The sequence below is a fragment of the Larkinella insperata genome, assembly GCF_026248825.1.
Lineage (GTDB): Bacteria > Bacteroidota > Bacteroidia > Cytophagales > Spirosomataceae > Larkinella > Larkinella insperata.
The window spans coordinates 3,051,162-3,076,835 of sequence record NZ_CP110973.1 but is presented as its reverse complement, the minus strand read 5'-3'; the positions used below and the strand labels follow the sequence as shown (position 1 = coordinate 3,076,835).

Genomic DNA, 25,674 nt, shown 5'->3' with positions numbered 1-25,674 from the left:
TTACCCAGCGTTAATCAGAGGTTAAAAGTTTCTCTGATTAACGCTGGTATTTTCTGACTACAACAACGCGTTTTCATCTTTCAACTTTCTCAGCCATGTCTTCCTCTTCTGTCGGATCGTTACCCCAGGGTTTTATTCCCGTCATGCTTACTCCTTTTCAGGAAACCGGTGCCGTCGATTACCCGGCGCTGGCCCAGTTAGTCGATTTTTACCTGGAAACCGGAGCCGCGGGCCTGTTTGCCACCTGTTTATCGAGCGAGATGTATGAGCTGACGGAAGAGGAGCGGCTGGAAGTCACTCGGTTTGTGGTTGATCAGACGGCGGGGCGCGTGCCGGTCGTGGCAACGGGCACCTTCGGCGGACCCATCGCCCAGCAGGCGGATTTCGTAAAGCGTATATACAAAACCGGTATCCATGCGGTTATCGTTATTACCAGTCTGATTGCCGGCGAAGACGAATCCGACGCGGCTTTTCTGGACCGGATGCACCAGCTCATCGACCAGACCGACGGCATTCCGCTCGGATTCTACGAGTGCCCGGTTCCCTACAAACGCCTGATCAGCGCCGAAATCCTGAGCGAACTCCTGCCCACCGGGCGCCTGATTTACCACAAAGACACCTGTCTGGACGATCAGGAGGTGGCCCGCCGGATTGCCGCCGGAGCCGGGTATCAGTTTGGTCTGTACGACGCCTACATGGTCAATGCCGTGTCGTCGCTGCGGGCGGGGGCCGCCGGTTTGTCGTGCATTCAGGGCAATGAATTCCCGGAGCTGATCGTCTGGCTCTGCAACAACTTCGACAATCCGGAGAAACAGCCGGACATCGACCGTGTGCAGCAGTTTTTCGTTGATTGCATGGAACTGGTTCATACGGCCTACCCCACCATTGCCAAATACACCCTGCAAAAACGCGGCCTGCCCATTTCGTTGTACACCCGCCGGGAAGTTGGTTTACTGACGCCCGAACTGCAACGCGACATGGATGCCCTGGTTGAGACCGCCAGCGAGCTGCAGGCATCTTTAAGAATTGAAACGATTTACGCCGGGAAACTAGTCAGCTAAAATCCATTTACTTTGCCTTCCGGTTAAACCGGAGGAATCAGATTAACCCTACGTTATGATCGCTTATCGCCTGTTGTTTGTTTTTCTTTTCCTTGCCACAACCACCTTCGCGCAGGATACTAATTCGCTGGGCATGAAGCTCGTGCCGGTTCAGGCCGGACGATTCTACATGGGTTCGGAAGGCGAAGGGGAAGATTACGACGAAGCGCCGGTTCACCGCGTCCGGATTTCCAAACCGTTTCGAATGGCGGCCACGGAAGTGACCAACGCGCAGTACGAAGCGTTTGATCCTGAGCACAAAAAACTGCGCGGGAAAGCCGGTTTTTCGAAAGAAGATGACGAAGCCGTGGTGTTTGTGAGCTACGCCGAGGCCGTGGCCTTCTGCGAGTGGCTTAGCCAAAAAGAAGGAAAACCGTACCGGCTTCCCACCGAAGCCGAATGGGAATATGCCTGCCACGCCGGAACCGTAACGCCCTTTTCGACGGGACGGTTTTTGCCCCAGCCTTACCAGAAAAACCAGAAAACCGACCGCATTCCGGTTGTGGTTTCCCTGAAAGTAGGTCAAACGCCCGCCAATGCCTGGGGCCTGCAGGATATGCACGGGAACGTGGAAGAGTGGTGTTCAGACTGGTATGGCCCGTACGAAGCCGCCGAACAAAGCGATCCGGTGGGCCGCGCATCCGGCCCGTTTCGGGTTACGCGCGGAGGCAGCCACGGCACCCCGGTTCAGTACCTGCGGACCACCAACCGGCTCGGCATGATTCCCGAAGACAAAAACTGGCTTGTGGGCTTCCGGGTGGTGCAGGCCGAAAAACCGACTTCTCAGCCCCTGCCGGCCTTACCACCGAAAACGTACGCGCAGAACGTTTCGCAAAAACCGTTTGCCTGGAAAACCGGATCGGCCACGCAGCCGGTTTTTCTGGAACCGATTCGCTACGTAAACAAACCCGCCTGCGATGCTGGCGTGCCATTTTATTCGCACAACCACCAGCCCGCCATCACCTGGATGCCCAACGGCGATCTGATGGCCATCTGGTTCTCGACCGAAAAAGAAGCCGGGCGCGAAATGACGGTGGTGACCAGTCGGCTGCGGGCCGGGCAGCCACGCTGGGATGCGCCCTCCGAGTTTTTCAAAGTGCCGGACCGTAACATGACGGGCAGTTCGATTTTCCACGACGGCAAAGGCACGATTTACCACATGAACGGCGTCGAAGCGAGCGGTGACTGGCAGAACCTGGCGATGGCGTTACGGACCAGCCGCGACAACGGCGCTACCTGGTCGGCCCCGAAACTGGTGGCGCCGGAGCACGAAAAACGGCATCAGGTCATTGCCGGGATGTTCCAGACCAAGGAAGGCTGGCTGGTGCAGACCTGCGACGCCGACCCCAGTTCGTCGGGCGGTTCGGCGGTACACGTCAGCAGGGACGGCGGCAAAACCTGGGTGGCTTCGTCGACCGACCCCCAGAAACCGGACTACAAAAACGGTGCTTCCGGCGGTTTGATTGCCGGAATCCACGCGGGCGTTACCCAGTTGAAAGACGGTAGTTTGCTGGCCTTCGGGCGAAGCGACAACATTGCCAACGCCGACGGCGTGTTACGGATGCCCATGAGCCTGTCGCGCGATATGGGCAAAACCTGGACCTATTCACCCTCGGAATTCCCCCCAATTGCGGGCGGTCAGCGCCTGATTCTGTACCGTCTGAACGAAGGGCCGATTATGCTGATTGGGTTTACGCACCATCCCGAAGAACCCGACGAAGCCAAGAAAGGCATGGTATTTACCGACGATAAGGGTAATTCGTTTAAAGGCTACGGCATGTACGCTGCCCTGTCGTTCGACGAAGGCAAAACCTGGCCGGTCAAAAAGCTGTTGACTGACGGGAAATACCGCTACCTCAACGGGGGAGCCTGGACCGGGGCGTTTGAAATGAATGCAACCAACGCCGAACCGCGCGGGTATCTGGCCCTGACGCAAACCCCCGACAACCTGATTCACCTGATTAGCAGCAGTATTCATTACCGGTTCAATCTGGCGTGGCTGCAACAGAAAATGGTTCTGGAAGCAGCCAGGCAATAAAGGCAAAACGTACTCGACAGATTGGCGCGTTCTGCCATAACGGAACCGCATTTTGTCCGTATGTTTGCGGGATGGAACCGCTTCGCATTGCTACCGCCCAGTTTGAACATTTCAACGGCCAGAAAGCGCACAACCTGGCTATCATCCGCCGGATGGCGGCCCAGGCGGCCCAAAAAGGGGCCGATGTGATTGCTTTTCACGAGTGCTCCATTCCCGGCTACACCCACGCCCGGCACCTGTCGCGTGAGCAGATGCTGGACATCGCCGAGCGCATTCCGGACGGAGAAAGCATCCAGACGCTAACCGACATTGCCCGCGAACACCAGATTGTGATTCTGGCGGGTTTGTTCGAAAAAGATGAGCAGGACCGGCTTTTCAAGGCGCAGGTTTGCGTCGGCGAAAACGGGTTGATTGCCAAATACCGCAAACTGCACCCGTTTATCAACCCGCACCTGCTGCCGGGCGATCAGTACGTGGTGTTTGAGATCAAAGGCTGGAAATGCGGCATTCTGATCTGCTACGACAACAACGTGATCGAAAACGTCCGGGCGACAACGCTGCTGGGCGCCGACATTATTTTCATGCCGCACGTCACGATGTGTACGCCCTCCACCCGACCGGGCGCGGGCTTCGTCGATCCGGCGCTTTGGGAAAACCGGGAGCAGGACCCCACCTCGCTGCGGATTGAATTTGACGGCATGAAAGGCCGGGCGTGGCTTATGAAGTGGCTTCCCGCCCGGGCTTACGACAACGGTATTTATGTGGTTTTCTCCAACCCGATTGGCATGGACGATGATCAGCTCAAAAACGGCTGTTCGATGATTCTGGACCCGTTTGGCGACGTACTGGCCGAATGCCGGAATCTGGGCAACGACATGGCAATTGCAACCTGTACGCCGGAAAAACTAACCATGGCGGGCGGGTACCGCTACAAAAAAGCCCGCCGACCGGATTTATACCGCGACATCATTGGCCAGGAGCACCAGCCCGAGCAAAAAGTAGTTTGGCTGAATCCCGAAATTGATCCGTCGGCGTAGACGGCTTTCCGGTAGGTTTACTCATCAGGGCCGGGGCTTTTTAGACACGTAGACCATACCCCGTCCTTCCTTGCTGTTGCAGAACGCAAAATTAGGGTCACGCTCACACACCGCATCCGTGCCGGACAGGTAAAGCCGTTCGCTGGCGTCGAGGTAGAGACTGTTCAACTGGTGAAGCTGCGGCAAGTCGATCCGCCGACCCGCTGACGTTACCACGCCCGGTGTTTCGTATCGGCGGCTTGCCTGGGTGGAATCGTCCAGATAAACCACGTTGATGATGTAGGAATTTCCCTCTGCGGTTGTAACCGGATTAATAAAAAAGCGACGCTTTTCGGCTTCCGAAAGGCGGTCGTAATCTAGCGTGGGGTTGTACCGTTTGTATTGCTACCAGGTCTGGCCATCGTCAACGCTGTACTGACTGGGATTCGCCAATGCCTGACGATAGGTTGACCCAAATCCCCGGTTGTTCAAGCCCGTCATGGCAAACAGCGTATCCTTTTGCTTCGTGATCCCGAAAATACCGTTGCTAGAGTGCGGAATAACCGCCTGCCAGGTCGTTCCCCGGTCGACAGAGCGGTAGACGGCGATGCCGGTCGAAATCAAAAGCGTTTTGTCAATATCACCCCAAACGCCCTGGATGGGCCGGTCAGTTGGTGACTGAAAAACATACCAGTCTTCATACGTAAGCAAGACAAATTCCGGCTCGTTCTTTTTGCAGGAAAAGGCCAGTACGGCCAGGCAGACGTAGAAAAGCTTTTTCATGGGAATTTGGCTGTGGATTTATCAGACCTAAAAGTAATTCTTTTACGGCTTTTTACTCTTGCAACAACCAGTCGTCGGCAAAAGATTGATAAACGATCCGGGCGTACTTGTCTTTCTCGTACAGCACGCCGATGCGACGGTCCTGCTGAATCACCAGATCGGAGTAAGCAGCCGGTCCGCTGTAAACGGTCTTGCCCGCCGACCAGTTCCGGCCATCGTCGGTGCTGACCCGGATGGTCAGGTTTTCGCGGCCCGTCTGGCTGTTCGGATTGGAAAACAACAGGACGTGTTTGCCCCGGCGGGGTTGGTAATCGATCATGCTTCCCTGGCAAACCGGATCGGGCAAATCCTGCGCCACCCGCACCGGCTCCCAAGTTTCCCCGCCCGTTTTTGAAAGCGACAACAAGCGATTTTTCACGTCACCGGACTGGTTGCGGCTGTTCATCAATACATGACCGTCTGAAGTTTCGGCGGCTGTGCTTTCATTGCTGCCGAGGTAGGCAACATCCGGGGCCAGCTTCCAAGTTTTACCGTGGTCGTCGGAGAAAAAACCGTGCGCCCGGCCCTCGCGAAATTGCGGCTGAAGCGGTCCGGCGGTGTGGTTGGCGGCTACAAAAATCCGGCCTTTATAGCGACCTCTCCGGATTTGCAGCGCGTGGCCCGGCGTGTTGGCGTACCACCGCCAGTCTTCCGGAAACCGGTAGGCCGGATTCACATCGGGAAGATTCGGGCGGTTTACCTGCTCCGTCGTGTTGACGGGCACCGACCACGTTTGCCCGTTGTCGGTGCTGGTTTTAGACCAAACCTCCCGAATGCCCAGGCCCTTCCGAATGTCATTTTCCGAAACCGTGCTGGTGTTGTAGAGTAGAAAAAGGCGTCCTTGGGCAAACCTCCGGTCGGTGAGGTCAAAAACCGGCGCGGGGTTGCCGGCCAGCAAGGCGCCGTTATCGGCTACAACCCGAAGTGCTCCCCAGGTCCGGCCGTTGTCCGTGCTGATGCGCATGACCAGATCAATGTCGCCAAAATCGTTGCAGCCCGTTTTTCGTCCTTCAGCAAAGGCCAGCAGATTACCGTTGGGGGCTTTCACAATCGCCGGAATCCGGTAACATTGGTACCCACCTTCTCCCTTTTGGAAAACCGTTGTTTCCTCAGTAGCGGTTTTTGTTAACCCCATTTCACCAGCTAACGCCAGCAGAATGACCAGAAAACGGATGGTTTTAAACAGGAGTCGGGGCATGGCAGGCAGCGGTCGGGAATCCACGAAACTAGACAAATTTCGTCTAAAATCGTGAAAAAGTGTTTCCTTTGGCGCATGAGCAATTGGTATTTACTCGACTTAATCGGCACGGCCATTTTCGCCATTTCGGGGGCGCTTTCCGCCCTGGGGAAACGAATGTACCACGATCTGTTTGGTATTTCTTTCATCGGCTTTTTAACGGCGGTCGGTGGCGGAACCACCCGTGATATCATCATGGGCGCTCACCCGATTTTCTGGATTCGGGACCCTAATTACATCATTGTAATCATGCTTGGTGTGGGCATCGCCATTGCCGGACGGCGCTGGTGGTTTGGTCAGCTTCGGCGGCCCCTGCTTTTTTTTGATACGCTCGGTATCGGTATTTACACCATTTTTGGTTTACAAAAAGCGCTGAGCCTGAACGTCAACAACTGGGCTGCGGTTTTGCTGGGTGTCATGTCGGCCCTGTTTGGCGGTGTACTGCGCGACACCCTAGTGAATGACATTCCGCTGATCTTCGAAAAACACGTTTACGCTACGGCTTGTCTGGTTGGTGCGCTGCTGTACGTTCTGGGCAAAGAACTGGCGATTGACCCCAATTTGAACTTTCTGATTTCAGCCGCCAGCATTACCCTCATCCGCCTGTTTGCCATTCGCTACGGCTGGACCTTGCCGCGCATCGGCAATCAATGAACGACGTACCCCAGGTTGTGCTTGATCTCTTTTAGAACGAACGTGCTGTTCAGGACGCCAATGTTTTCAATCTCCGACAGTTTGTACTTTACAAAGTTGTGGTACCCGTCCAGGCTGCTGACGTGAATTTTTAACAGGAAGTCGACCTGACCGGCCATGTGGTAACACTCCTGCACTTCTTCCAGCTTCTTAATTTCTTCCTCAAACTTGTCGATAAACGCTTTGTCGTGGTACCGCATGGACACCTGGCAGAAAGCCGTGATGGGTTGTCCCAGCAGATTTTTGTCCAGAACCGCCACGTACTGTTTGATAAATCCCAGGTTTTCCAGCCGTTTGATTCGTTCGTAAACCGGCGAAAGCGTCAGGCCGAGCTGAGCGGCCAATTCTTTCGTGGTCAGCTTGGCATCTTCCTGCAAAAGCCGCAGTAATTTCTTGTCAATCTCATCGAGTTGTTCCATGCCGAAAATTTTTCTACTGCTAATTATCAGGATATTCCTGGATAGTAATTTTATCTACGAATAAAATCGTTTTCAACAATATTAACGGATTTATTCTATAATTATCCAAAAATAGTCGGCATAAGTAACTTTGCACCACAAGACAACTCTACCTCAGCGTTGTTAAGCTTACACTTCAACCGGCTAAAAAATGAAGCGCGAAACCATTTTGGTGATCGGGGCCAACGGCCAGATCGGAACAGCACTTCTCCCCCGGCTTCAGGCCCTTTACGGGCCCGATTCGGTGATTGGCGCAGACCTGCGTCAGCCCGCTCAGAAGGCTGGAATTTTTGAGTTACTGGATGCCACGAAAGCCGATGCGCTGGCCGAGCTGGTGCAGCGGTACCGGGTAACCCAGATTTATCACCTGGCGGCCGTGCTGTCGGCCAAGGGCGAAACCGACCCGCTCGGTGCCTGGAACCTGAACATGCAGACGCTGCTCAACGTGCTGGAAGTGGCCCGCATCCACCAGGTCCGGAAGCTGTTTGTCCCGAGTTCGATTGCGGCTTTCGGCGAACACGCCCCCAAGTTTGAAACCCCGCAAACGGCTTCGCTCGACCCGGCTACGGTTTACGGCATCAGTAAGGTGGCCGCCGAAAACTGGTCGCTCTATTACCACAAGCGCTACGGGCTGGATGTGCGCTCACTGCGCTATCCGGGACTGATCAGCTACCAGTCCATGCCGGGGGGCGGCACCACTGACTACGCCGTCGCCATTTATCACGCGGCCGTTCAGGGGCAGCCGTTCGAGTGTTTTCTGGCCGACGACACCCTGCTGCCGATGATGTACATGGACGACGCGCTACGGGCCACCCTCGAATTGATGGAAGCGCCCGAAAACCGGATCAGCGTGCGAACCTCCTACAACCTGGCGGGCATGAGCTTCACCCCGGCCGAACTGACGGCTTCGATTCAAGCGTATTTCCCGGATTTCACGACCCGCTACGCGCCGGACTTCCGACAGGACATTGCCGATTCGTGGCCCAAAACCATCGACGACACGGTGGCCCGGCACGACTGGGGCTGGCAACCGGCCTACGACCTGCCCCGCATGACGCAGGAAATGATTACCCAGCTTACGAACGTTTATCAACCTTCCATTCCAACTTTTTAACGGTATGTACGGTATTCAAAAAGATCTTCAGCAGGAACTCGATTCTATCCGGGAAGCCGGTTTGTATAAATCCGAACGGATTATTGTTTCTCCCCAATCGTCGGTGATTGCCGTTCACGGTGGCCGGGAAGTCCTGAACTTCTGCGCCAACAACTACCTCGGTTTGTCGTCGCATCCAGCCGTGATTAAAGCCGCGCACGAAACGCTCGACACCCACGGTTTCGGGATGTCGTCGGTGCGGTTCATCTGCGGTACCCAGGATATTCATAAAGAACTCGAACGCAAAACCGCCGAGTTTGTCGGGGCCGAAGACTGCATCCTGTACGCAGCCGCGTTCGACGCCAACGGCGGGGTTTTCGAACCGCTGCTGAACGAGGAAGACGCCATTATTTCGGATGAACTGAACCACGCGTCGATCATTGACGGCATTCGGTTGTGCAAAGCCAAGCGGTTCCGGTACAAACACAACGACATGGCCGATCTGGAAGCCCAGTTGCAGGCGGCAGCGGGCAGTCGCCGGAAACTGATCGTAACCGACGGCGCTTTTTCAATGGACGGCACCATTGCCCAGCTCGACAAAATCTGCGATCTGGCCGACCAGTACGGTGCGATGGTGATGGTGGACGAATGCCACGCCAGCGGTTTTCTGGGTAAAACCGGCCGCGGAACGCCGGAATACCGGAACGTGTTCGGTCGGATTGATATCATTACCGGCACCTACGGCAAGGCGCTCGGTGGGGCGTCGGGCGGCTTTACGGCGGCCCGGAAGGAGATTGTGGAGTTGCTGCGCCAGCGCTCCCGGCCGTACCTGTTCTCGAATACGCTGGCTCCGGCGATTGTCGGCGCGTCGCTGAAAGTGCTGGAAATTCTGGAATCCTCCACCGAACTGCGTGACAAGCTGGAAGCCAACACGCGGTATTTCCGGGAAGCCATGACGGCCGCCGGTTTCGACATTCTGCCCGGCGAGCACCCAATTGTGCCCATCATGCTGTACGACGCCCCGCTGGCCCAGGAGTTTGCGACCCGGCTGCTGGAAGAAGGCATTTACGTCATCGGCTTCTTTTACCCGGTGGTGCCAAAGGGCAAGGCCCGGATTCGGGTGCAGATTTCGGCGGGTCACGAGCCGGAACACCTCGAAAAAGCCGTTGCCGCCTTCACCAAAATCGGCCGTGAGTTAGGCGTCATCTCCCCCGCCGTCACCACAGCCCTCTAAAGCTAAGCCTGTAAGGCTTGACTCTGGATAACTCCGGGCTGCACCCGGGGCATTAGCACAGGTGTCCAGTAACACCCCCACCCCAGCGAGGCTGACGTGCCATCGCCAGGGTGGGGGTGTCCTTTATCTAGCGCGTCCTTGGTGGCCCCGCCCCACGTACGGGGTTATCTGGAGATCAGTGCCGACGGAGCCAGTCCAGCCGATCAGGCAACTTTAGTGTTTTGGTAAAGCCCGCAGCAAAGCGGGAATTGCCAGCAGCACAAAATAATTTTTGTAAAGTTTTCCACAGAACCAGCCCAATTTTATTTGACAATCAGCCCGGAGCCTATTTAAATATACGGTTTGAGGCCCCATCCACCCACGGACCGGTTTGTTAACTTTCATTTCCCGTTACGGCCAGAATTGTTACCTTTGCGGCTGATTTCCTGTATCGTTTCACTGATTGACATCTAACAAATGGAGAAAATTAAAGTAGCTAATCCGGTGGTCGAACTGGATGGCGACGAAATGACCCGCATTATCTGGAAGTTTATCAAAGACAAGCTGATCCTCCCTTACATCGACGTTGACATTAAATATTACGACCTGGGCGTCGAATACCGCGACGAAACCAATGACCAGGTGACCATCGACGCAGCCAACGCCATCAAAGAATACGGTGTTGGAATCAAGTGCGCTACCATTACCCCCGACGAAGACCGCGTTAAAGAATTCAATCTGAAACAAATGTGGAAATCGCCGAACGGTACCATCCGGAACATTCTGGACGGTACGGTTTTCCGCGAGCCGATTGTTATCAACAACGTTCCGCGCCTGGTAACCAACTGGTCGGCCCCGATCATCGTAGGTCGTCACGCGTTTGGTGACCAGTACCGCGCCACGGATTTCGTTGTACCCGGCAAAGGGAAGCTGACGATGAAGTTCGAAGGCGAAGACGGAACCGTTCAGGAATTTGAAGTCTACCAGTTCAAAGGTGCGGGTGTGGCTATGGGTATGTACAACGTTGACGAGTCGATCCGCGGATTCGCGCAGGCTTGTTTCAACATGGCGCTGCAAAAAGGCTGGCCGCTGTACCTTTCGACCAAAAACACGATCCTGAAGAAATACGACGGTCGTTTCAAGGATATTTTCCAGGAGATTTACGAAAACGAGTTCAAGGCGAAAGGCGTTCACTACGAACACCGCCTGATCGACGACATGGTAGCCTCGGCCCTGAAATGGGAAGGTAACTTTGTCTGGGCGTGTAAAAACTACGACGGTGACGTTCAGTCGGACACCGTTGCGCAGGGCTTTGGTTCACTCGGTTTGATGACATCTGTACTGGTGACGCCCGACGGCAAAACGATGGAAGCCGAAGCGGCCCACGGTACGGTAACGCGCCACTACCGCGAGCACCAGAAAGGCAACCCGACTTCTACCAACCCGATTGCCTCAATCTTTGCCTGGACACGCGGTCTGGCGTTCCGGGGTAAACTGGACGGCAACCAACCCCTGATCGACTTCTGCGAAGCGCTGGAAGCCGTTTGTATCGAAACGGTGGAGAGCGGCAAAATGACGAAGGATCTGGCGTTGTCGGCGTTCCCCGCAGGCACCAAACTGACGGCCGGTGAGCATTACCTCAACACCGAAGACTTCCTGGAAGCACTGGATCAGAATCTGAAAGTGAAACTGGGTTAATTTTCGCGTTTCCTATTTTATTTCGGACCCGCACAGCTAAAACTGTGCGGGTCTTTTCTTGAAAACAGTGTTGGCACGGCTCCAACCTTTTCCCGTTTTCGAGCGTCTTATTCCTAAAACCGTTATCGTCATGAAGACGCTACTGCTAGTATTGAGTCTGCCCCTATTAATGGCCACCTGCCAGAAAACGCCCTCGGAACAGGAGGTTCCGGTCAGCGCCGACTGTCGCTCTTACACGGGATGGAAAAAAGCGACAGACCTGCACGAAGTGTCGGGCATCGTCGTGAACGAAGCGGATCAATCGCAAACCAGCAGCTGGGTTTATATTCGGGCGGACGAAACTACGCGCTATTTCGCCTGCAACCTGCCCGAGCAGGCCCGGAAAACCGGGACAAGAGTTGTTTTCGATGCCGACGAGTTTATGCCTCCGCCAACCGTCCGGCTGGCGGGTATTCCCGTCAAATTGCAAAAGCTGCGAATTGTTCGCTGACGGCTTAACAGAACGAAAGAGCCGCCCATCGCCTATATTTTTTCCCGAATGAGTTTTAGCACCTCATCGGGTCGGGAGGGCAGCGGGGCATCCCGCTTGATGATCTTGCCGTCGCGGCCCAGCAACCCGGCGGCCGGAATCGACTCGGAACGCAGGGTGCCCATCAAATTGAGGAGCTGGTCCTGATCCACGTAGACGTGCAGGCCCTTTGGTTTGTTTTTGGCTACCCACTCCCGCCAATGGTTCATCGAGGTTTCGTTGCTGCATACGTACGCAAACAGAATGTCCCGACCGGAGAGCTGCTCCTGAATGGCCTGGGACGCCAGCACTTCCTGGCGTGAGGGCTCCACGTCTGTCGACCAGGCCAACACGTAAATCAGGCGGCCCTGCGCCTGTTTTTGCAATTGCTGAATAAACTCTTTCCCGTACAGACTGGACCGCAGCAGGGTTACGCCCGACAACACCTCAACGGGTTCATCAAGCTGCCGATCCGTAAATTTCCCCGCGACTTCCCGCACCGTCGCGCTGTCTTTGACCTCCAGCCGATACAATTCCTCCAGCGAAAGCCGGTAATACGGATCGGCTACCTGCGGTCTGATGTGCTGATAGAGCAACTCCTGGTTTTTCAACTCGATGGTTGCCATGTTCATAGCCAGAAAATGCGCTTTCATGTATTCCAAACCCGTACTGTCGACCACTTTTCGGTACTGAGCCATCGTGGTTTCGTAGGTCAGCAGTTTGGATAGTTTCTCGTCATTTCGCTGCATAATCCGTTGCAGCATCGTTATATCGCGGTTTTGCCCCGTTTTGGCGGTTTTCAGTTCCCGGATTCGGGACCGCTCGGTTTCGGACAAATCCGTCACATAACGGTCGACCAGACCGGCAAAGGTGCTGATGGGAATACTCCGCCCTGAACTCGTCAGTGATAAGTCCGGGACGCGGGCTCCGGCGTATTCGGCAAACCGTTCCATCGCCGTGGTCCGCTGAACCGTCAGAAACCGATCGTCGGCGGGGCGCAGGCTGCTAACGGATACGGTTGTTTCCAGCCGGCTGTCCTGTTCGGCCAGGGCCTTGTCGTACAGAAAAGCCGCAACTTCGTAGCGGATTACCGAGTTGATGTATTGATCCAGCAGCGGCAGCACCTCGTTCGTCTGACGGTACTTTTCGTAGGTGGTCATAAACTCGTTGGTCAGAATTTTGCGGCTGTCTTCCGCCGACCGACCGGCCACCCGACGCGAGAGCTGACGGTTATCAATCTTGGGTCTGTTCTTAAATTCAAAGGCTTTGTAGCGCGTCAACTGGTTGTTTACCTGAGCATTAGTACCGCTAAATCGGAAAGGCGCTTCGGACAAAAACAGGGAATCCGCGTCCACCGCAATTTCAACGGTACCAGCCGAAGCCAAGAAAGCCGTTGAAATCTGGCCAAAATTGAAATATAATTCTTCGTAGGGATACACCAGCGGCAGCGTCACCTGAAACGAACCGTCGGGTTGGAGCGGAGCCGGGCGGGCCATTTCGCGGCTGGCCTGTAGAATATTATTGCGCGCAATGGTAACGTTAGGGCTTTGACGATACAGTTGAATCGTCAGGTTTTTAATTCGCCCTTTCACCGTTATCGAATCAGTCTTGGACTGCGCGTAGCTGGCTGACGAAAAAGCAAAAAGCAGGGTTAACAGCGAAGTGGAAACCGCAAATCGGATATGGCGTAACGTTGGCATGGAGGCAAAGTCATCTGGTCAATTCAGAAATGAAGACAAGTTAAACTGCCTGCTGCATACTACCAAACGATACCGAGTGCACGGGCTATTTCACCTTCACCCCGTGGTAAGTTTCCATATCCTGGTAATCTTTTCGCAGCGGATGCCCCTGCCAGTCGGTTGGCAGCAGAATCCGGCGCAAATCCGGATGCCCGTCGAACCGGATTCCCACCAAATCGTAGATTTCCCGCTCGTGCCAGTCGGCGGTCCGCCAAATGTGGTTAACTGTGGGCACGGCAGGCAGTGGTTCGCCTTCTGCGTTGCGCGGCACCACGACCTTCAGCGTCAGATTGTGTTCATACGGTATGGAGGTCAGGTTGTAGACCACCTCCATGGTATTGGCCTGCGGGCCGTTGTCGATGCCGGTCATGCAGGCCAGAAAATCAAAAAACAGCCGTTCGTCGTTGTGCAGAAACTGGCCCATCTCAGCAAGGGCGGACGTCTGCACAACGAGGAACGGTTGCGGATTGTTAGTATTGGTCTGCTGAATAATTTCGGGGCCAAATTGGGCCATCAGCAGATCGGTGATTTCAGAAAAAGTCATTCCGTAAGTTAACGAATCGAGACAACCGTGATCTCGTCGGCTTCAAATTTAGATCCCCAGCCGCATTGAACGGTTTTCTTCCGATCCGTGAATTTGTAGATAATATTGCCCTGCTTCTGCGCTTCGTTGCCCAGAAAGCTTTCGAGCAGCGCAACCGACTCCGCATCGGGAGCGTAGCGAACCACTTTTTTCGGATCGTTCCAGTTCAGCGCCACGTGGGTTTCACACCCGTCGTAGGCCAGGCCGTTTTCATACACCATTACGTCGTTCCGAAGTTCAGGACCGGTCGGATCGTCGGACTCCCGGCACATCGCCAGGCAGAATACCGTCGACAAAATCAGCAGTGTCGTTTTCATAGCAATTTTCTTTTATTTTCTATGACCCTTCTGCTTTTCGATGGGTTGGATTGTCGCTCAAACTTTTGCGGGTTCTTCTGCTTCCATCGCCAGCAACGCCGTCGGCGCGGGTTCTTCCGTCAGCCGGGCATTCCGGATTTTTTCCTGAAGTTTCAGAAACCCACCAATCAGGGCTTCGGGACGCGGGGGGCAGCCCGGCACGTACACATCAACGGGAATAATCCGGTCGACCCCCTTGACCACGTGGTAGCCGTGCTGCCAGTACGGCCCTCCGCAGTTGGAACACGAACCCATCGAAATCACATACCGGGGTTCCGGCATCTGTTCGTACAAGCGCCGGATGCGGTCCGCCATCTTAAACGTTACCGTTCCGGATACAATCATTACATCCGACTGCCGGGGGGAAGGGCGCGGAAAAATTCCGAACCGCTCCAGATCATATCCCGAGGCAAAGGTCTGCATCATTTCGATGGCGCAGCAGGCCAACCCGAAGCCCATCGGCCACAGCGACGACAGCCGCGCCCAGTTCAGCAAGTCTTCGGCGGTGGTCAGCAAAACGCCCCCCTCACCAGATTTAAATCGTTGATCAAGTAGACCACTCATTGTTTATTTTCCGGCCTAAAAGGCTCTATTTATATTTCTGATTTACTTTTTCGTACAGGGAGGCCGGTACGCTGGTTTTTACTTCCGGTATCTTCGGTTCCGGTTTTACCCAGTCCAGAAACCCTTTTACCCAGGCATACGCCAGTCCGAGGGCCAGTAAGGCCACAAAAACAACCATTTCCGTCAGCGCCAGCCAGCCCCAGAGGCCATCCGTCTCTTCAATCAACGTTTTTTGACCAAAAACCGTTGCCCACGGAAACAGAAAAACCAGTTCGACATCGAATAAAACAAAGATGATAGCAACCACGTAAAATCGAATGTTGAACTGGACATTAGCGTTGCCAACGGGTTCCTCACCGGACTCGTACGTCGTTAGTTTTTCGATGTTTGGGCGGTTGGGCCGCAGCAGCCCCCCCACAAACAAAATCAGCCCAACGAACGCCAGGCCGGTAATGATGAACAGTAATATGATGCCAAAATCGGAAAGCATAGGGACGACGGAAGGGAACGGTCTAAAAACAAAATTACGCGGATCAAAAGATCAACAGGACAAAAGTAGTCATAGTTAATCTTTTAATCCGCGTAAACCCGGCGCCGGATCGCTCCGGTTCCGATTTATTTCATGTACGTTCCGAAAACGTAATCCCAGACGGGAGAAGAAACCCCGTAGTTTTTGTCGTGATCCTTGTAGTGGTGAACCGAGTGGTTAATCCAGAGCCACTTAAAAATGTTTTTGGGCGGTGCGTAGGCGTGTACGATAAAATGCACGAACAAATAACCGGAATAACCGACCAGGAAACCGGGGAAAAAGGCGTATGACGCTTCACCCAGCAGCAAAAACATAACGGCGAACAAAGCCGCTCCGACAAAGATAGCCGCAGCCGGGGGCATTGCCAGCCGCGTTTTGTCTTTCGGGTATTCGTGGTGAATGCCGTGGAACGTGTACTGAATTTTGGCTTTCGCTGGCGTATTAGTTTCCATGTGGAAAACGCCCCGGTGAACAGCGTACTCAACCAGCGTGAACACCGTTATGCCCGCAAGAAACAGGAAGCCAATCCAGGCGGCTGACATGTCGGTGTAGGCAAACGCGTACCAGCAGAAAAAGGTAGAAGTTACCAAATAGATTGTAATGGGAACAGAAATATGGGTCCGCGACAGGCGTTCCAGAATCGGGTTCTCGAACAACGGTTTGGTACCATTATTTTTGGGTCTTACTTTGTTTTTGGTTATTGTTGGTTCCATGTTCATAAACAGTTAAAATCTGCCTAACGCTAGGGGACGCGGTGGCGATGGGTGTGTATATTCAGCGCAAATTTATACTCCAATTCGAGAGATAGTCAAATTTGTTGACTAATATCTATTTTGTCACCAACTGATCGTCGACCTTCTGCTTGATGGCTTCCAGATTACCTTTCGGCAGTTTTGGCTTGATGATCAGCCGCAAGGACTGGTCGTCGCTCAGGTAATTCCAGGCCCAGTTGACTAAAATCAGGAGCCGGTTTTTCACGCCGACAATCGCCATCAGGTGCACAAACAGCCACACCATCCAGGCAAAAACACCCTGAAAACTCCAGAACGGTAAATCGACCACGGCTTTTCCGCGCCCAATCGTCGCCATTGTGCCGAGGTCTTTGTAGTTGAATTCCTCCATCGGTTTACCTTTCAGCGAACGAATCAGGTTTTCGGCCAGGTGTTTGCCCTGCTGGATGGCCGGTTGGGCAATCTGCGGGTGGCCGTCGGGGTATTTCTCCTCCGTCATCAACGCAATGTCACCGATGGCGAAGATATCCGTGAAACCCTGCACCTGGCTAAACCGGTTGACCATCAGCCGTCCGCCCCGCCCAAGCGCTTCCGCCGGTAGGCCGTTGAGGGCGTTGGCCCGGACGCCAGCCGCCCAAACCAGGTTGTTGGTCCGGATGGTAGTACCGTCGTTCATGTACACGATGCGTCCGTCGAAATCCGTAACCCGCGTTTTGAGTCGTACGATGACGCCGAGTTTTTCCAGGTATTGCAGCGATTTAACCTGCGACTCCTGCGACATCGGCCCCAGCAATTCCGCACCGGATTCAACCAGGTAGATCTTCATCATCCGGAAATCCAGTTCAGGATAGTCGCTCGGCAGGACGGTTTTGCGCATTTCGGCAAACGTTCCGCACAATTCGACACCCGTTGGGCCTCCTCCCACTACGACGACGTTCAAAAAACCTTCTTTTTCGTCCACACTATCGACGGAAAGGGCATCTTCGAAATTCTGCAACATCCGATTCCGAAGCGTAATGGCCTCCGAAACCGACTTCATGGGCAACGCCCGCTCGATGATGTTTTGCTGTCCGAAGAAATTCGTGTCGGCGCCGATGGCAACCACCAGGTAGTCGTACTCAATCGGACCAAGACCCGTGTCGATGGTTTTGGTATCCGGATGCACCATCGTAACGGTTGTAACCCGGATGTGTACGTTTTTGCAGTTTTGAAAAACCGCCCGCAGTGGAAAAAGAATGGAACTGGCTTCCAGACCGGAAGTGGCCACCTGGTAATAGAGTGGCTGAAATTCGTGGAAGTTATTTTTATTGATCAGAACGACCTGAAACTCTTTCCGGCTTGAGAGTTTGCGGGCCAGCCGCAACCCTCCGAACCCTGCCCCCACAATCACTACACGCTTTCGATCAGTACGTGGAATATTCGGGTTCATGATTATTCGAGTTAAACGATATGTCTGGATAACTCGAATCGATTCGGTAAGGTTTCAAACGACTAACGTAAACGTTCGTTTTCGGCTCAGGATTTCACGTCAACGGCCTTTCCGTTGGTAGCCATCTTCGCTTTGCCCCGCTCGAACGTCAAATCAATGCGCCCCAGGTAAATGCCCGCAAACCCGACCTGGTTAATCAAAACCGGCAGACCGTCCTGATTGAGCACGTTGACGGGCGCGTCCAGAAACGTGTGTGTATGGCCCCCAATGATCAGATCGATGTTGCGGCTTCTGGACGCCAGCACCCGGTCGGAGATGGTTTTGTCGCTGTACTGATAACCCAGGTGCGACAGGCAGATTACGTAATCACATTTCTTTGCATTCCGTAAGGTAGCCGCCACCGCATTGGCCGTTTCGACGGGGTCCAGATAGCGGGTTTCCCGGTACAGCTCTTTCGTGATCAAGCCTTCCGGTTGAATGCCCAACCCGAAAACCCCAATCTTCAAACCGTCTTTTCTGAAAACCCGGTACGGCTCCGTTCGGCCGTTCATGGCGGTATTTTTGAAGTCGTAGTTGGCAATCAGAAACGGAAACGCGGCTTTTCCAAACTGCGTCACCATGTTGTCCATGCCGCCGTCGAAATCGTGATTGCCGATGGTTCCGGCGTCGTAGTGCATCCGGTTCATGGCCAGAATTTCCGGCTCCCCCTTGTACAGATTGAAATACGGCGTTCCCTGGAAAATATCGCCCGCGTCGAACAGCAACACATTCGGTTGTTCTTTCCGGATTTGCTCGATCAGCGTGGCCCGCCGTACAATCCCGCCCCGCCCGGCGTTGCGACTGCCGTCCATCGGAAACGGTTCCAGTCGGCTGTGTACGTCGTTGGTGTGCAGAATGGTCAGGTTCGTGGTTCTCGGTTTGGCCCAAACCTCCGGCGCCAAGCTGCCCACCACGGCGGCTGTACCGAATGTTTTCAGAAACTGGCGTCTACTGGATTGAGATGCGTCCATCGATCGTGGGAGTTATGGGTTGGCCGGATTTGCCGAGTTGTCGAAAATAATCAATGAAAACATCCCGAATGGTGACGGCGAAGTCCTGCCGACGAACGGCATCTTTGAGAAAAGCCGTTCCACCGCCCCGGTTGGCGATGTAATCACTCACCAAAACCGTGTAATTCTGGTTGGGGTCAAACGTTCGGCCGTTCGTGAACTCAATGGCGGTCAGGAGGTTGTTCTTGATCGTAACCCGAGCCCCGCCCACAATCAGCGCGTTTTCTTCCGCCTGATTGCCGATGAAATATTCGAAAAATTCGCGAAGCATCGAGCCTTTCAGCGTCAGCAGGGTTAGCTGGTTGTCGAACGGCATCACTTCGTAAATGTTACCGATCCGGATGGGGCCTTGCGGCAGGCTGATCCGGATGCCGCCGTAGTTCAGGTGCGAGCAGTCAACGGGTTGGCCCAGCTTCTGCTGACCGTATTGCAGGATGGCATCCGCGAGCATGTTGTTCAGGGCCGATTCCGGCTTGGCTTTGTTGAGCGGTACCGCCGACGTAACCAGCACCTCGTTCATGGTCTGACCGAGCTGCTGGCTGTAGGGGTGCAGAAATCGGGCCATACCGCTGTCTGCCGGAGCCGCCAGCGAATCCACCTGAATGCGGCTGTAAGCCTGGTTCGTCAGGTGGTATCCCGACTGACAGGCCGCCAGCAGCAGCGCCAGAACCGGGATAAAAATCGTTTTTGGGAAGCGCATGACGACCTTATTCCTGTTGTTTTAAGTTACTAAGATCCATGTGTTTGGTGCCAAAATACTGCAATTCGTACGCAAAGTTCAACCACCCGTTCGACCGGCGGATGAGCGTTGTTTGCCATTCCCGCGTCGGGTACAACGTATGCCACGGACCGTAGGCAAACCGGTATTTCAGGGGCATGTTAAACCCGTACGTTTCGGCGATCCACCGGTGTTGCAATTCGATGTAATCACCTTTTTCCGTTACACGGTATTCAAGCACGGGCGGGGCGGCATGGTTCAAAAATTGATTAAAGATTAGCCGCAGGTCCACGTTGGTTTCCCGGCACAGAATGTCGATGATCTGCTTGGTCGTCACCGACGAATGTCTCCGCTCGAGCGCCACTTTACGCAGGGCCATAAACCAGATGTTGTCGTCGTCGACGACGCAGCGCAGCGTGTGCAACAACCAGGCCCCTTTGTAGTAAATATCGGTATCCTTGTGCTGGTAGTTGACTCCCCGGGGGCCAATCATCGGGTATTGGTTTTTGATCAGCGGTTTTTGCGACATCAGGTATCTGATCATCGACGGGTAGCCATCCGTGTTTTCAACGTAAATGGATTCCATGTAGGTCGCAAATGCCTCGTGGATCCACATCTCCGCTGGGTCGGTACAGGTCAGGCTGTTGCCAAAATATTCGTGCGCGCTTTCGTGAATCAGGATCGGGTCGAAGCCGAAGGAGTTGTTTTTGTAGTTGTTGCCGTACCCAATGGCGCTCTGGTGCTCCATGCCCAGATACGGCGTTTCCACCACGTTAAACCCGTCGCGCCAGAACGGAAAATGCCCGAAGTACCATTCGTAGCAATCCAGCATACCGATCACCTGTTCGAAGTGCTTGACGGCTTTTTCGCCGTTGTAGCGCAGTACGTAATAATTCAAGGTAAGGTATTGGTATTCGCGGCTGCGGTATTGATCCCGGATCATCACAAAATCGCCCAGGTTGACGGTGACATTGTATGTATTAATGCGGTACGACACCTCCCAGGTAAATTCGGTTTGGTTGTTGCCAACCTCCTGCTGCCTCAAAAACCGCCCGTTGGAAATGGCTTTCAGGCCCCGGGGCACCCGGAACGTCATCCGCATGGAATCGGGCTCGTCAGACAGGTGATCCTTGCAGGGCCACCACGAACTGGCCCCCAGCCCCTGGCACGACACGCCCACCCAGTCTTTGCCGGTACTGTCTTTCTTCCAGGAAAACCCACCGTCCCAGGGCGGATTCACGGCTTCGCGGGGCTTTCCGTGGTACGAAACTTTGATTGCTTCAACATTACCCTGCTCCTGCCGCTCCTTCATGGTCACAAAAACGGCATTGCCTTCGCGGACGTAACGCAGCGGCTCGCCCCCCTGCGTGATCGACTCGATGGTCAGGTTTTCAAACAGGTCGATTTGCATGCGCTTAAACGGCTCCCGCACTCGGTAATGAATGGTGTTGCTCCCTGCGATGGACTTATTGGCCGGATCAATGGTTAAATTCAGTTCGTAGAAACCGACATTGTAACACGTCCGCTCGGGGCGAAGCGAACCACGCAGGGAGTCCTGGCGGGTAAAATGTTCGGGTTCGGGAGATTGCTGGGGCTGTTGAGCCAATAAGGAAAGCGAAGAAAAAAATGCCGTTACGGCCACAAACCACTGTTTCATGAATGCACGTCCAAAATCTCTACAATAATAAGCAATTATCCCCCGCCAACCAGCACCGGCCGTTCGGACAATTGCCGAAAAGTGAGAGTGCGTTGTATCTTTAAAGCGGGCAAACCGACGCGGCTTTTCTTCTTTATGACCAAACCGAGTATTACCGAAATGCAAAAATCAGGGCGATTTACCCTTGTCGAATCGTTCCATATTGACGAGATGAACCCGTTTATCCTGCGCGAACTCGGCATTGCTGCGTCGCCCCGAAAGCAGGTTGCCCGTTTGACGGGCAGGCAGTTCCTGCTGTTCATCGGGCTGGGTGCGATCGGCGGTCTGGTGGGCGTGCTGCTGGCTAAAAAGGTCATTTCAATTCCGTGGTCCCAGTTTCCGCTGGCCCTCGCCGGTTTGTTGGTCCTGATGCCGGTTCACGAAGCCATTCACGCACTGGCGTTTAAATCCCTGAAAGCACCCGATGTCGGTTTTGGCTATTCGATCAAAGGTCTGATTATTTACGCCTACGCGCAGCGGTTTGTTATGACGCTGAACGAAAATGCCCTGGTAGCTGCGATGCCGTTTCTGATCATCACCGCGGGGTTGGTCGTGGCCTGGTTCTACTGGCCGTCGCTGGCCGTCTTGTGGGGAACCATCGTACTGCTGCACACGCTTCTCTGCATCGGAGACTACGTACTGGTTCAGTATGCCTGGAAAAACCGCCACCGGACGATGTTTACCTACGACGATCTAACCGAGCAAACGTCGTATTTCTACGAAAAACGATAAGAGCGCGGCCCCGTTTCCGAGACCGCGCTCTGAGAATTATGAATGATAAGTTAAGAATGAAGAGTTAACACGCGGCAGTAACTCACCACTCTACATTCTTAACTCTTAACTGATCAATACCGGTACAGCTCTGATTTAAACGGACCTTCGACGGTTACGCCGATGTATTCCGCCTGATCCTGATCCAGTTTTTCCAACTGTGCACCGACGTGGGCCAGGTGCAGCGCGGCAACTTTTTCGTCCAGGTGTTTCGGCAGAATGTATACCTTGTTTTCGTATTTGTCCGAGTTGTTCCACAGCTCCAGCTGTGCCAGCGTCTGGTTCGAGAACGAGCACGACATCACGAACGACGGGTGGCCCATTGCTACGCCCAGGTTCACCAGACGGCCTTCGGCCAGCACGATGATTTCCTTGCCGTCGATTTCGTACAGGTCAACCTGCGGTTTGATCTGGCTTTTGCTTGAACCGTAATTTTTGTTCAGCCACGCCATATCGATTTCGTTGTCGAAGTGACCGATGTTACACACCACGGCTTTATCTTTCATCGCCTTGAAGTGACGGTCTTTCACGATGTTGATGTTACCCGTGGCCGTTACGAAGATGTTGGCGCGCGTAGCGGCTTCGTCCATCGTCACCACTTCGTAACCGTCCATCGCAGCCTGCAACGCACAGATCGGGTCGATTTCCGTTACCAGCACGCGGCAACCCGCGCCCCGCAGCGATTCGGCCGAACCTTTACCCACGTCACCGTAACCCGCTACAACGGCCACTTTGCCGGCCAGCATCAGGTCCGTACCGCGACGGATGGCGTCCACCAGCGATTCGCGGCAGCCGTATTTGTTGTCAAATTTCGATTTCGTTACCGAGTCGTTTACATTGATGGCCGGCAGGTGGAGCGTACCATTTTTCATGCGCTCGTACAGGCGGTGCACCCCCGTCGTAGTTTCTTCCGACAAGCCTTTGATGCCCGAAATCAGTTCCGGATAGAGGTCAAAAACCATGTTGGTCAGGTCACCACCGTCGTCCAGGATCATGTTCAACGGTTTGCGTTCTTCCCCAAAAAACAACGTTTGTTCGATACACCAGTTAAATTCCTCTTCGTTCATACCTTTCCACGCGTACACCGAAATACCGGCGGCTGCAATGGCGGCAGCGGCATGGTCCTGCGTGGAGAAGATGTTGCACGACGACCAAGTTACTTCAGCACCGAGCTCCACCAGCGTTTCAATCAGAACGGCGGTTTGGATCGTCATGTGCAGACAACCGGCGATGCGGGAGCCCGCCAGCGGTTTTGACGGTCCGAACTCTTTGCGGAGCGACATCAGACCCGGCATTTCGGCTTCGGCCAACCGGATTTCTTTGCGGCCCCAGTCGGCCAGCGCAATGTCTTTAACTTTGTAAGGAACGTACGTTGATGTTTCTGTAGACATAAGAAGTGTAAATTAATGCTTGATCATGTGTAAGCGAAAAGAAGGTAGACAAGAGAATAAAGACGATTTTGACTCGTTCGGTCTTTTCTCTCTTGTCTACCGTTTTTCTTCACCAATTACTTTAAAGTAGCCACGGCATCCTTGATCCGCTGAACGGCTTCGGTCAGTGACTCATCCGAGGCCGCCGTCGAAATCCGCAACCCGTAGGGCGCACCGAATCCCGAACCAGCCACCGTCGCAACGTAGGCGGTATTGAGCAACCAGGCGGCAAAATCATCCGAATCTTTAATGGTGGTTGTCCCGTCTGATTTGCCGTAATAATAGCTGACATCCGGGAACGCGTAGAAAGCGCCTTCCGGAACGTTTACTTTGAAGCCGGGGATTTCTTTCAACAGTTTAACCACCAGATCCCGGCGACGCTCGTAAGCCTGCGCCATTTCCTTTGTGGGTTCGGTCGGGCCGTTCAGGGCGGCAATGGTGGCCCGCTGCGCGATGGAGTTGGTGCCGGACGTTACCTGGCCCTGCAATTTCTCAACACCGTCGGCAATCCACTTGGCCGCACCGATATAACCAATCCGCCAGCCGGTCATGGCAAACCCTTTGGCAACCCCGTTAACGGTAATAACGCGGTCTTTAATCTCCGGAATCGACCCGATGCTGAAGTGGCCGCTGGTTGTAAAGTTGATGTGTTCGTAAATTTCGTCGGCCAGCACAAACACGTTTTCGTGCCGCGCAATAACGGCACCGATGGCGCGCAGTTCTTCTTCGCTGTACACCGAGCCCGTCGGGTTGTTGGGCGATGCGTACATGACGATTTTCGTCCGGTCGGTGATGGCGGCTTCCAGTTGCTCGGCCGTTACTTTGAAATCGTTTTCAAACGCACCGTCGAGAACAACTGACTTGCCTTCGGCCAACTTCACCATTTCAGAGTAACTCACCCAGTACGGAGCCAGAATGATCACCTCGTCGCCGGGGTTGACCAGCACCTGAATGACGTTCGCCAGCGAGTGTTTGGCCCCCGTCGAAACCACGATGTTCTCCGGTTTCCAGTCGATGTTGTTCTCCCGTTTAAACTTATCTGCAATGGCTTTCCGCAGATCGGCATAACCTGCTACGGGCGAATAACCGTGGTACCCTTCGTCAATGGCTTGCTTGGCGGCTTCGCAAATGTGTTTCGGCGTCTTGAAATCAGGCTCGCCGACGCTGAGACTGATTACTTTATGGCCTTGAGCGGCCAGTTCGCGGGCTTTTTTGGTCATCGCCAGGGTAGACGACTCCTCCAGCGCGATAATGCGGTCTGCCAATAAACTGGCAGTTTCTACCGATGCAGACATGAGAGTATGAGGTGATTAATTCAAGAACCGGGATCTATAACCCAACTGCAAAATTACTAACTATCTAACGATAAGTGCGTATAATTTGAATTTTTATACCGATAGCAGGAAAATTGAGTAAATAAGGCCGTTTTTCAGCCAATTAATTGAAATTCATCGGCGTCGCGGTCAGCGGGAAACCGTTCGCGGTAGGCCCGTAGTTCGTCCAGCAACAGGGTCGTCTGGTAAACCGCTTCGTGCTGGTTCTGCCGGAAAAGCACCTCCCCTTTTGGATCGATCAGGGACGAATCGCCCGCATACGGGTGGCCGTTGCCGTCTTCGCCTACGCGGTTGACCCCCGCTACGTACGACAGATTTTCGATGGCACGGGCTTGTAGCAGGGTGTTCCAAGCCAGGCTGCGGGGCGCGGGCCAGTTGGCAACGTAGAGCAGAAGGTCGTAGTCCAGATGATTGTTGCGGCTCCAGACCGGAAAGCGGAGGTCGTAACAGATGAGTGGGCAGATGTTCCAGCCTTTCCAGGATTTTACGATGCGTTTCGAGCCGCCGGTATAGGTAAGCTCCTCGCCCGCCATCCGGAACAAATGTCGTTTGTCGTACGCATCGAAGTTGCCGTCGGGCTGCATCCAGATCAACCGGTTGAAATACTGGCCTTTTTCCTGCACAATGTAGCTGCCCGTCACCACCGCACCGGTTTGGGCCGCCATCTGTTTGAGCCAGCGGAATGTGGTCAGGTTCATCGGTTCGGCCAGCGGGCGGGCGTTCATCGTGAACCCCGTTGTAAACATTTCCGGCAGAACAATCAGATCGGTCGGTTCGGGCAGGGCGAAGATTTTCTCTTCCAGCATCGCGCGGTTGGCCGTCGGATTTTCCCAGTAAAGTTCGGTTTGGATGAGGGTCAGGTGCAGCAT

The 25,674-nt window shown here is 54.2% G+C and carries 26 protein-coding genes; 9 read left to right on the top strand and 17 right to left on the bottom strand.

Features of this window, described 5'->3' with window-relative positions; all coding sequences use genetic code 11:
* The first annotated feature begins 95 nt into the window (after window positions 1-95).
* The 3 genes from OQ371_RS12535 to OQ371_RS12525 all read left to right on the top strand — a co-directional run bounded on the left by OQ371_RS12535 (window position 96) and on the right by OQ371_RS12525 (window position 4,175).
* On the top strand, window positions 96-1,061 hold the full coding sequence (locus OQ371_RS12535; RefSeq protein WP_265994109.1) for a dihydrodipicolinate synthase family protein: 966 nt from the start codon (window positions 96-98) through the stop codon (window positions 1,059-1,061).
* 55 nt (window positions 1,062-1,116) lie between these two features.
* On the top strand, window positions 1,117-3,138 hold the full coding sequence (locus tag OQ371_RS12530; RefSeq protein WP_265994108.1) for an SUMF1/EgtB/PvdO family nonheme iron enzyme: 2,022 nt from the start codon (window positions 1,117-1,119) through the stop codon (window positions 3,136-3,138).
* Between the two features lie 71 nt (window positions 3,139-3,209).
* Entirely contained in the window at window positions 3,210-4,175 is a 966-nt protein-coding gene (locus tag OQ371_RS12525; protein WP_265994107.1) for a nitrilase family protein, read from the top strand.
* 24 nt (window positions 4,176-4,199) lie between these two features.
* Here OQ371_RS12525 and OQ371_RS12520 read toward each other — a convergent pair whose 3' ends face one another.
* The 3 genes from OQ371_RS12520 to OQ371_RS12510 all read right to left on the bottom strand — a co-directional run bounded on the left by OQ371_RS12520 (window position 4,200) and on the right by OQ371_RS12510 (window position 6,174).
* Entirely contained in the window at window positions 4,200-4,445 is a 246-nt protein-coding gene (locus OQ371_RS12520) for a hypothetical protein (RefSeq protein WP_265994106.1), read from the bottom strand.
* Between the two features lie 114 nt (window positions 4,446-4,559).
* Window positions 4,560-4,937 (bottom strand): hypothetical protein, encoded by a 378-nt coding sequence (locus OQ371_RS12515; protein ID WP_265994105.1) that lies wholly within the window; start codon window positions 4,935-4,937, stop codon window positions 4,560-4,562.
* Between the two features lie 52 nt (window positions 4,938-4,989).
* Window positions 4,990-6,174 (bottom strand): sialidase family protein, encoded by a 1,185-nt coding sequence (locus OQ371_RS12510; RefSeq protein ID WP_310586634.1) that lies wholly within the window; start codon window positions 6,172-6,174, stop codon window positions 4,990-4,992.
* A 75-nt stretch (window positions 6,175-6,249) separates the two neighbouring features.
* Between OQ371_RS12510 and OQ371_RS12505 the strand changes: the two genes are divergently transcribed.
* A complete protein-coding gene (locus OQ371_RS12505; protein ID WP_265994104.1) occupies window positions 6,250-6,867 on the top strand; it encodes a trimeric intracellular cation channel family protein in 618 nt (205 codons plus the stop codon).
* Here OQ371_RS12505 and OQ371_RS12500 read toward each other — a convergent pair.
* On the bottom strand, window positions 6,861-7,325 hold the full coding sequence (locus tag OQ371_RS12500; protein ID WP_265994103.1) for an Lrp/AsnC family transcriptional regulator: 465 nt from the start codon (window positions 7,323-7,325) through the stop codon (window positions 6,861-6,863). The genes OQ371_RS12505 and OQ371_RS12500 overlap by 7 nt on opposite strands.
* Window positions 7,326-7,515: 190 nt before the next feature.
* Here OQ371_RS12500 and OQ371_RS12495 point away from each other — a divergent pair, with 190 nt between their 5' ends.
* The 4 genes from OQ371_RS12495 (at window position 7,516) to OQ371_RS12480 (ending at window position 11,858) form a co-directional block, all read left to right on the top strand.
* Window positions 7,516-8,478 carry an NAD-dependent epimerase/dehydratase family protein gene (locus tag OQ371_RS12495; protein WP_265994102.1) on the top strand — a complete coding sequence of 321 codons (963 nt, stop codon included), beginning with the start codon at window positions 7,516-7,518 and terminating at the stop codon, window positions 8,476-8,478.
* Window positions 8,479-8,482: 4 nt separating this feature from the next.
* Window positions 8,483-9,691, top strand: a complete 1,209-nt coding sequence (gene kbl, locus OQ371_RS12490) for a glycine C-acetyltransferase (protein WP_265994101.1) — start codon at window positions 8,483-8,485, stop codon at window positions 9,689-9,691.
* Between the two features lie 456 nt (window positions 9,692-10,147).
* Window positions 10,148-11,368 carry an NADP-dependent isocitrate dehydrogenase gene (locus OQ371_RS12485; RefSeq protein WP_265994100.1) on the top strand — a complete coding sequence of 407 codons (1,221 nt, stop codon included), beginning with the start codon at window positions 10,148-10,150 and terminating at the stop codon, window positions 11,366-11,368.
* 130 nt (window positions 11,369-11,498) lie between these two features.
* A complete protein-coding gene (locus OQ371_RS12480) occupies window positions 11,499-11,858 on the top strand; it encodes a hypothetical protein (protein ID WP_265994099.1) in 360 nt (119 codons plus the stop codon).
* A 32-nt stretch (window positions 11,859-11,890) separates the two neighbouring features.
* On the opposite strand, the gene OQ371_RS12475 is transcribed toward OQ371_RS12480, so the two are convergent.
* From OQ371_RS12475 to OQ371_RS12430, 10 genes are all read right to left on the bottom strand, one after another.
* A complete protein-coding gene (locus tag OQ371_RS12475) occupies window positions 11,891-13,576 on the bottom strand; it encodes a TlpA family protein disulfide reductase (protein WP_265994098.1) in 1,686 nt (561 codons plus the stop codon).
* A gap of 85 nt (window positions 13,577-13,661) precedes the next feature.
* A complete protein-coding gene (locus OQ371_RS12470) occupies window positions 13,662-14,159 on the bottom strand; it encodes an NADH-quinone oxidoreductase subunit C (RefSeq protein ID WP_265994097.1) in 498 nt (165 codons plus the stop codon).
* An 8-nt stretch (window positions 14,160-14,167) separates the two neighbouring features.
* The gene (locus OQ371_RS12465) at window positions 14,168-14,515 is read right to left on the bottom strand and encodes a hypothetical protein (protein WP_265994096.1); all 348 of its coding nucleotides are present in this window, start codon (window positions 14,513-14,515) and stop codon (window positions 14,168-14,170) included.
* Between the two features lie 57 nt (window positions 14,516-14,572).
* Complete coding sequence (nuoB, locus tag OQ371_RS12460) at window positions 14,573-15,118, bottom strand: NADH-quinone oxidoreductase subunit NuoB (RefSeq protein WP_265994095.1); 546 nt, start codon at window positions 15,116-15,118, stop codon at window positions 14,573-14,575.
* A 25-nt stretch (window positions 15,119-15,143) separates the two neighbouring features.
* Complete coding sequence (locus tag OQ371_RS12455) at window positions 15,144-15,608, bottom strand: NADH-quinone oxidoreductase subunit A (protein WP_265994094.1); 465 nt, start codon at window positions 15,606-15,608, stop codon at window positions 15,144-15,146.
* Between the two features lie 125 nt (window positions 15,609-15,733).
* Entirely contained in the window at window positions 15,734-16,360 is a 627-nt protein-coding gene (locus OQ371_RS12450; RefSeq protein ID WP_265994093.1) for a sterol desaturase family protein, read from the bottom strand.
* A 115-nt stretch (window positions 16,361-16,475) separates the two neighbouring features.
* A complete protein-coding gene (locus tag OQ371_RS12445; RefSeq protein ID WP_265994092.1) occupies window positions 16,476-17,807 on the bottom strand; it encodes an NAD(P)/FAD-dependent oxidoreductase in 1,332 nt (443 codons plus the stop codon).
* 86 nt (window positions 17,808-17,893) lie between these two features.
* Window positions 17,894-18,817 carry a bifunctional metallophosphatase/5'-nucleotidase gene (locus OQ371_RS12440; protein ID WP_265994091.1) on the bottom strand — a complete coding sequence of 308 codons (924 nt, stop codon included), beginning with the start codon at window positions 18,815-18,817 and terminating at the stop codon, window positions 17,894-17,896.
* The gene (locus OQ371_RS12435; protein WP_265994090.1) at window positions 18,795-19,556 is read right to left on the bottom strand and encodes a 5'-nucleotidase C-terminal domain-containing protein; all 762 of its coding nucleotides are present in this window, start codon (window positions 19,554-19,556) and stop codon (window positions 18,795-18,797) included. The genes OQ371_RS12440 and OQ371_RS12435 overlap by 23 nt, the downstream gene beginning before the upstream one ends.
* A 7-nt stretch (window positions 19,557-19,563) precedes the next feature.
* Window positions 19,564-21,231, bottom strand: a complete 1,668-nt coding sequence (locus tag OQ371_RS12430) for a M1 family metallopeptidase (RefSeq protein WP_265994089.1) — start codon at window positions 21,229-21,231, stop codon at window positions 19,564-19,566.
* Between the two features lie 159 nt (window positions 21,232-21,390).
* On the opposite strand from OQ371_RS12430, the gene OQ371_RS12425 reads away from it, so the two are divergent.
* Complete coding sequence (locus OQ371_RS12425) at window positions 21,391-22,002, top strand: DUF3267 domain-containing protein (RefSeq protein WP_265994088.1); 612 nt, start codon at window positions 21,391-21,393, stop codon at window positions 22,000-22,002.
* 113 nt (window positions 22,003-22,115) lie between these two features.
* Here OQ371_RS12425 and ahcY read toward each other — a convergent pair whose 3' ends face one another.
* The 3 genes from ahcY to OQ371_RS12410 form a co-directional block, all read right to left on the bottom strand.
* Window positions 22,116-23,432 carry an adenosylhomocysteinase gene (ahcY, locus tag OQ371_RS12420; RefSeq protein ID WP_265994087.1) on the bottom strand — a complete coding sequence of 439 codons (1,317 nt, stop codon included), beginning with the start codon at window positions 23,430-23,432 and terminating at the stop codon, window positions 22,116-22,118.
* 116 nt (window positions 23,433-23,548) lie between these two features.
* Window positions 23,549-24,766, bottom strand: a complete 1,218-nt coding sequence (locus tag OQ371_RS12415) for a pyridoxal phosphate-dependent aminotransferase (RefSeq protein WP_265994086.1) — start codon at window positions 24,764-24,766, stop codon at window positions 23,549-23,551.
* Window positions 24,767-24,900: 134 nt separating this feature from the next.
* Window positions 24,901-25,671, bottom strand: a complete 771-nt coding sequence (locus OQ371_RS12410) for an amidohydrolase (RefSeq protein WP_265994303.1) — start codon at window positions 25,669-25,671, stop codon at window positions 24,901-24,903.
* Between the last annotated feature and the right edge of the window lie 3 nt (window positions 25,672-25,674).

Bases quoted from the DNA above. Each gene is read 5' to 3' on its own strand.
- OQ371_RS12535 (WP_265994109.1), top strand. From the start codon at position 96: ATGTCTTCCTCTTCTGTCGGATCGTTACCCCAGGGTTTTATTCCCGTC.
- OQ371_RS12530 (WP_265994108.1), top strand. From the start codon at position 1,117: ATGATCGCTTATCGCCTGTTGTTTGTTTTTCTTTTCCTTGCCACAACC.
- OQ371_RS12525 (WP_265994107.1), top strand. From the start codon at position 3,210: ATGGAACCGCTTCGCATTGCTACCGCCCAGTTTGAACATTTCAACGGC.
- OQ371_RS12515 (WP_265994105.1), bottom strand. From the start codon at position 4,937: ATGAAAAAGCTTTTCTACGTCTGCCTGGCCGTACTGGCCTTTTCCTGC.
- OQ371_RS12510 (WP_310586634.1), bottom strand. From the start codon at position 6,174: ATGCCCCGACTCCTGTTTAAAACCATCCGTTTTCTGGTCATTCTGCTG.
- OQ371_RS12505 (WP_265994104.1), top strand. From the start codon at position 6,250: ATGAGCAATTGGTATTTACTCGACTTAATCGGCACGGCCATTTTCGCC.
- OQ371_RS12500 (WP_265994103.1), bottom strand. From the start codon at position 7,325: ATGGAACAACTCGATGAGATTGACAAGAAATTACTGCGGCTTTTGCAG.
- OQ371_RS12495 (WP_265994102.1), top strand. From the start codon at position 7,516: ATGAAGCGCGAAACCATTTTGGTGATCGGGGCCAACGGCCAGATCGGA.
- kbl (WP_265994101.1), top strand. From the start codon at position 8,483: ATGTACGGTATTCAAAAAGATCTTCAGCAGGAACTCGATTCTATCCGG.
- OQ371_RS12485 (WP_265994100.1), top strand. From the start codon at position 10,148: ATGGAGAAAATTAAAGTAGCTAATCCGGTGGTCGAACTGGATGGCGAC.
- OQ371_RS12480 (WP_265994099.1), top strand. From the start codon at position 11,499: ATGAAGACGCTACTGCTAGTATTGAGTCTGCCCCTATTAATGGCCACC.
- OQ371_RS12475 (WP_265994098.1), bottom strand. From the start codon at position 13,576: ATGCCAACGTTACGCCATATCCGATTTGCGGTTTCCACTTCGCTGTTA.
- OQ371_RS12470 (WP_265994097.1), bottom strand. From the start codon at position 14,159: ATGACTTTTTCTGAAATCACCGATCTGCTGATGGCCCAATTTGGCCCC.
- OQ371_RS12465 (WP_265994096.1), bottom strand. From the start codon at position 14,515: ATGAAAACGACACTGCTGATTTTGTCGACGGTATTCTGCCTGGCGATG.
- nuoB (WP_265994095.1), bottom strand. From the start codon at position 15,118: ATGAGTGGTCTACTTGATCAACGATTTAAATCTGGTGAGGGGGGCGTT.
- OQ371_RS12455 (WP_265994094.1), bottom strand. From the start codon at position 15,608: ATGCTTTCCGATTTTGGCATCATATTACTGTTCATCATTACCGGCCTG.
- OQ371_RS12450 (WP_265994093.1), bottom strand. From the start codon at position 16,360: ATGGAACCAACAATAACCAAAAACAAAGTAAGACCCAAAAATAATGGT.
- OQ371_RS12445 (WP_265994092.1), bottom strand. From the start codon at position 17,807: ATGAACCCGAATATTCCACGTACTGATCGAAAGCGTGTAGTGATTGTG.
- OQ371_RS12440 (WP_265994091.1), bottom strand. From the start codon at position 18,817: ATGGACGCATCTCAATCCAGTAGACGCCAGTTTCTGAAAACATTCGGT.
- OQ371_RS12435 (WP_265994090.1), bottom strand. From the start codon at position 19,556: ATGCGCTTCCCAAAAACGATTTTTATCCCGGTTCTGGCGCTGCTGCTG.
- OQ371_RS12430 (WP_265994089.1), bottom strand. From the start codon at position 21,231: ATGAAACAGTGGTTTGTGGCCGTAACGGCATTTTTTTCTTCGCTTTCC.
- OQ371_RS12425 (WP_265994088.1), top strand. From the start codon at position 21,391: ATGCAAAAATCAGGGCGATTTACCCTTGTCGAATCGTTCCATATTGAC.
- ahcY (WP_265994087.1), bottom strand. From the start codon at position 23,432: ATGTCTACAGAAACATCAACGTACGTTCCTTACAAAGTTAAAGACATT.
- OQ371_RS12415 (WP_265994086.1), bottom strand. From the start codon at position 24,766: ATGTCTGCATCGGTAGAAACTGCCAGTTTATTGGCAGACCGCATTATC.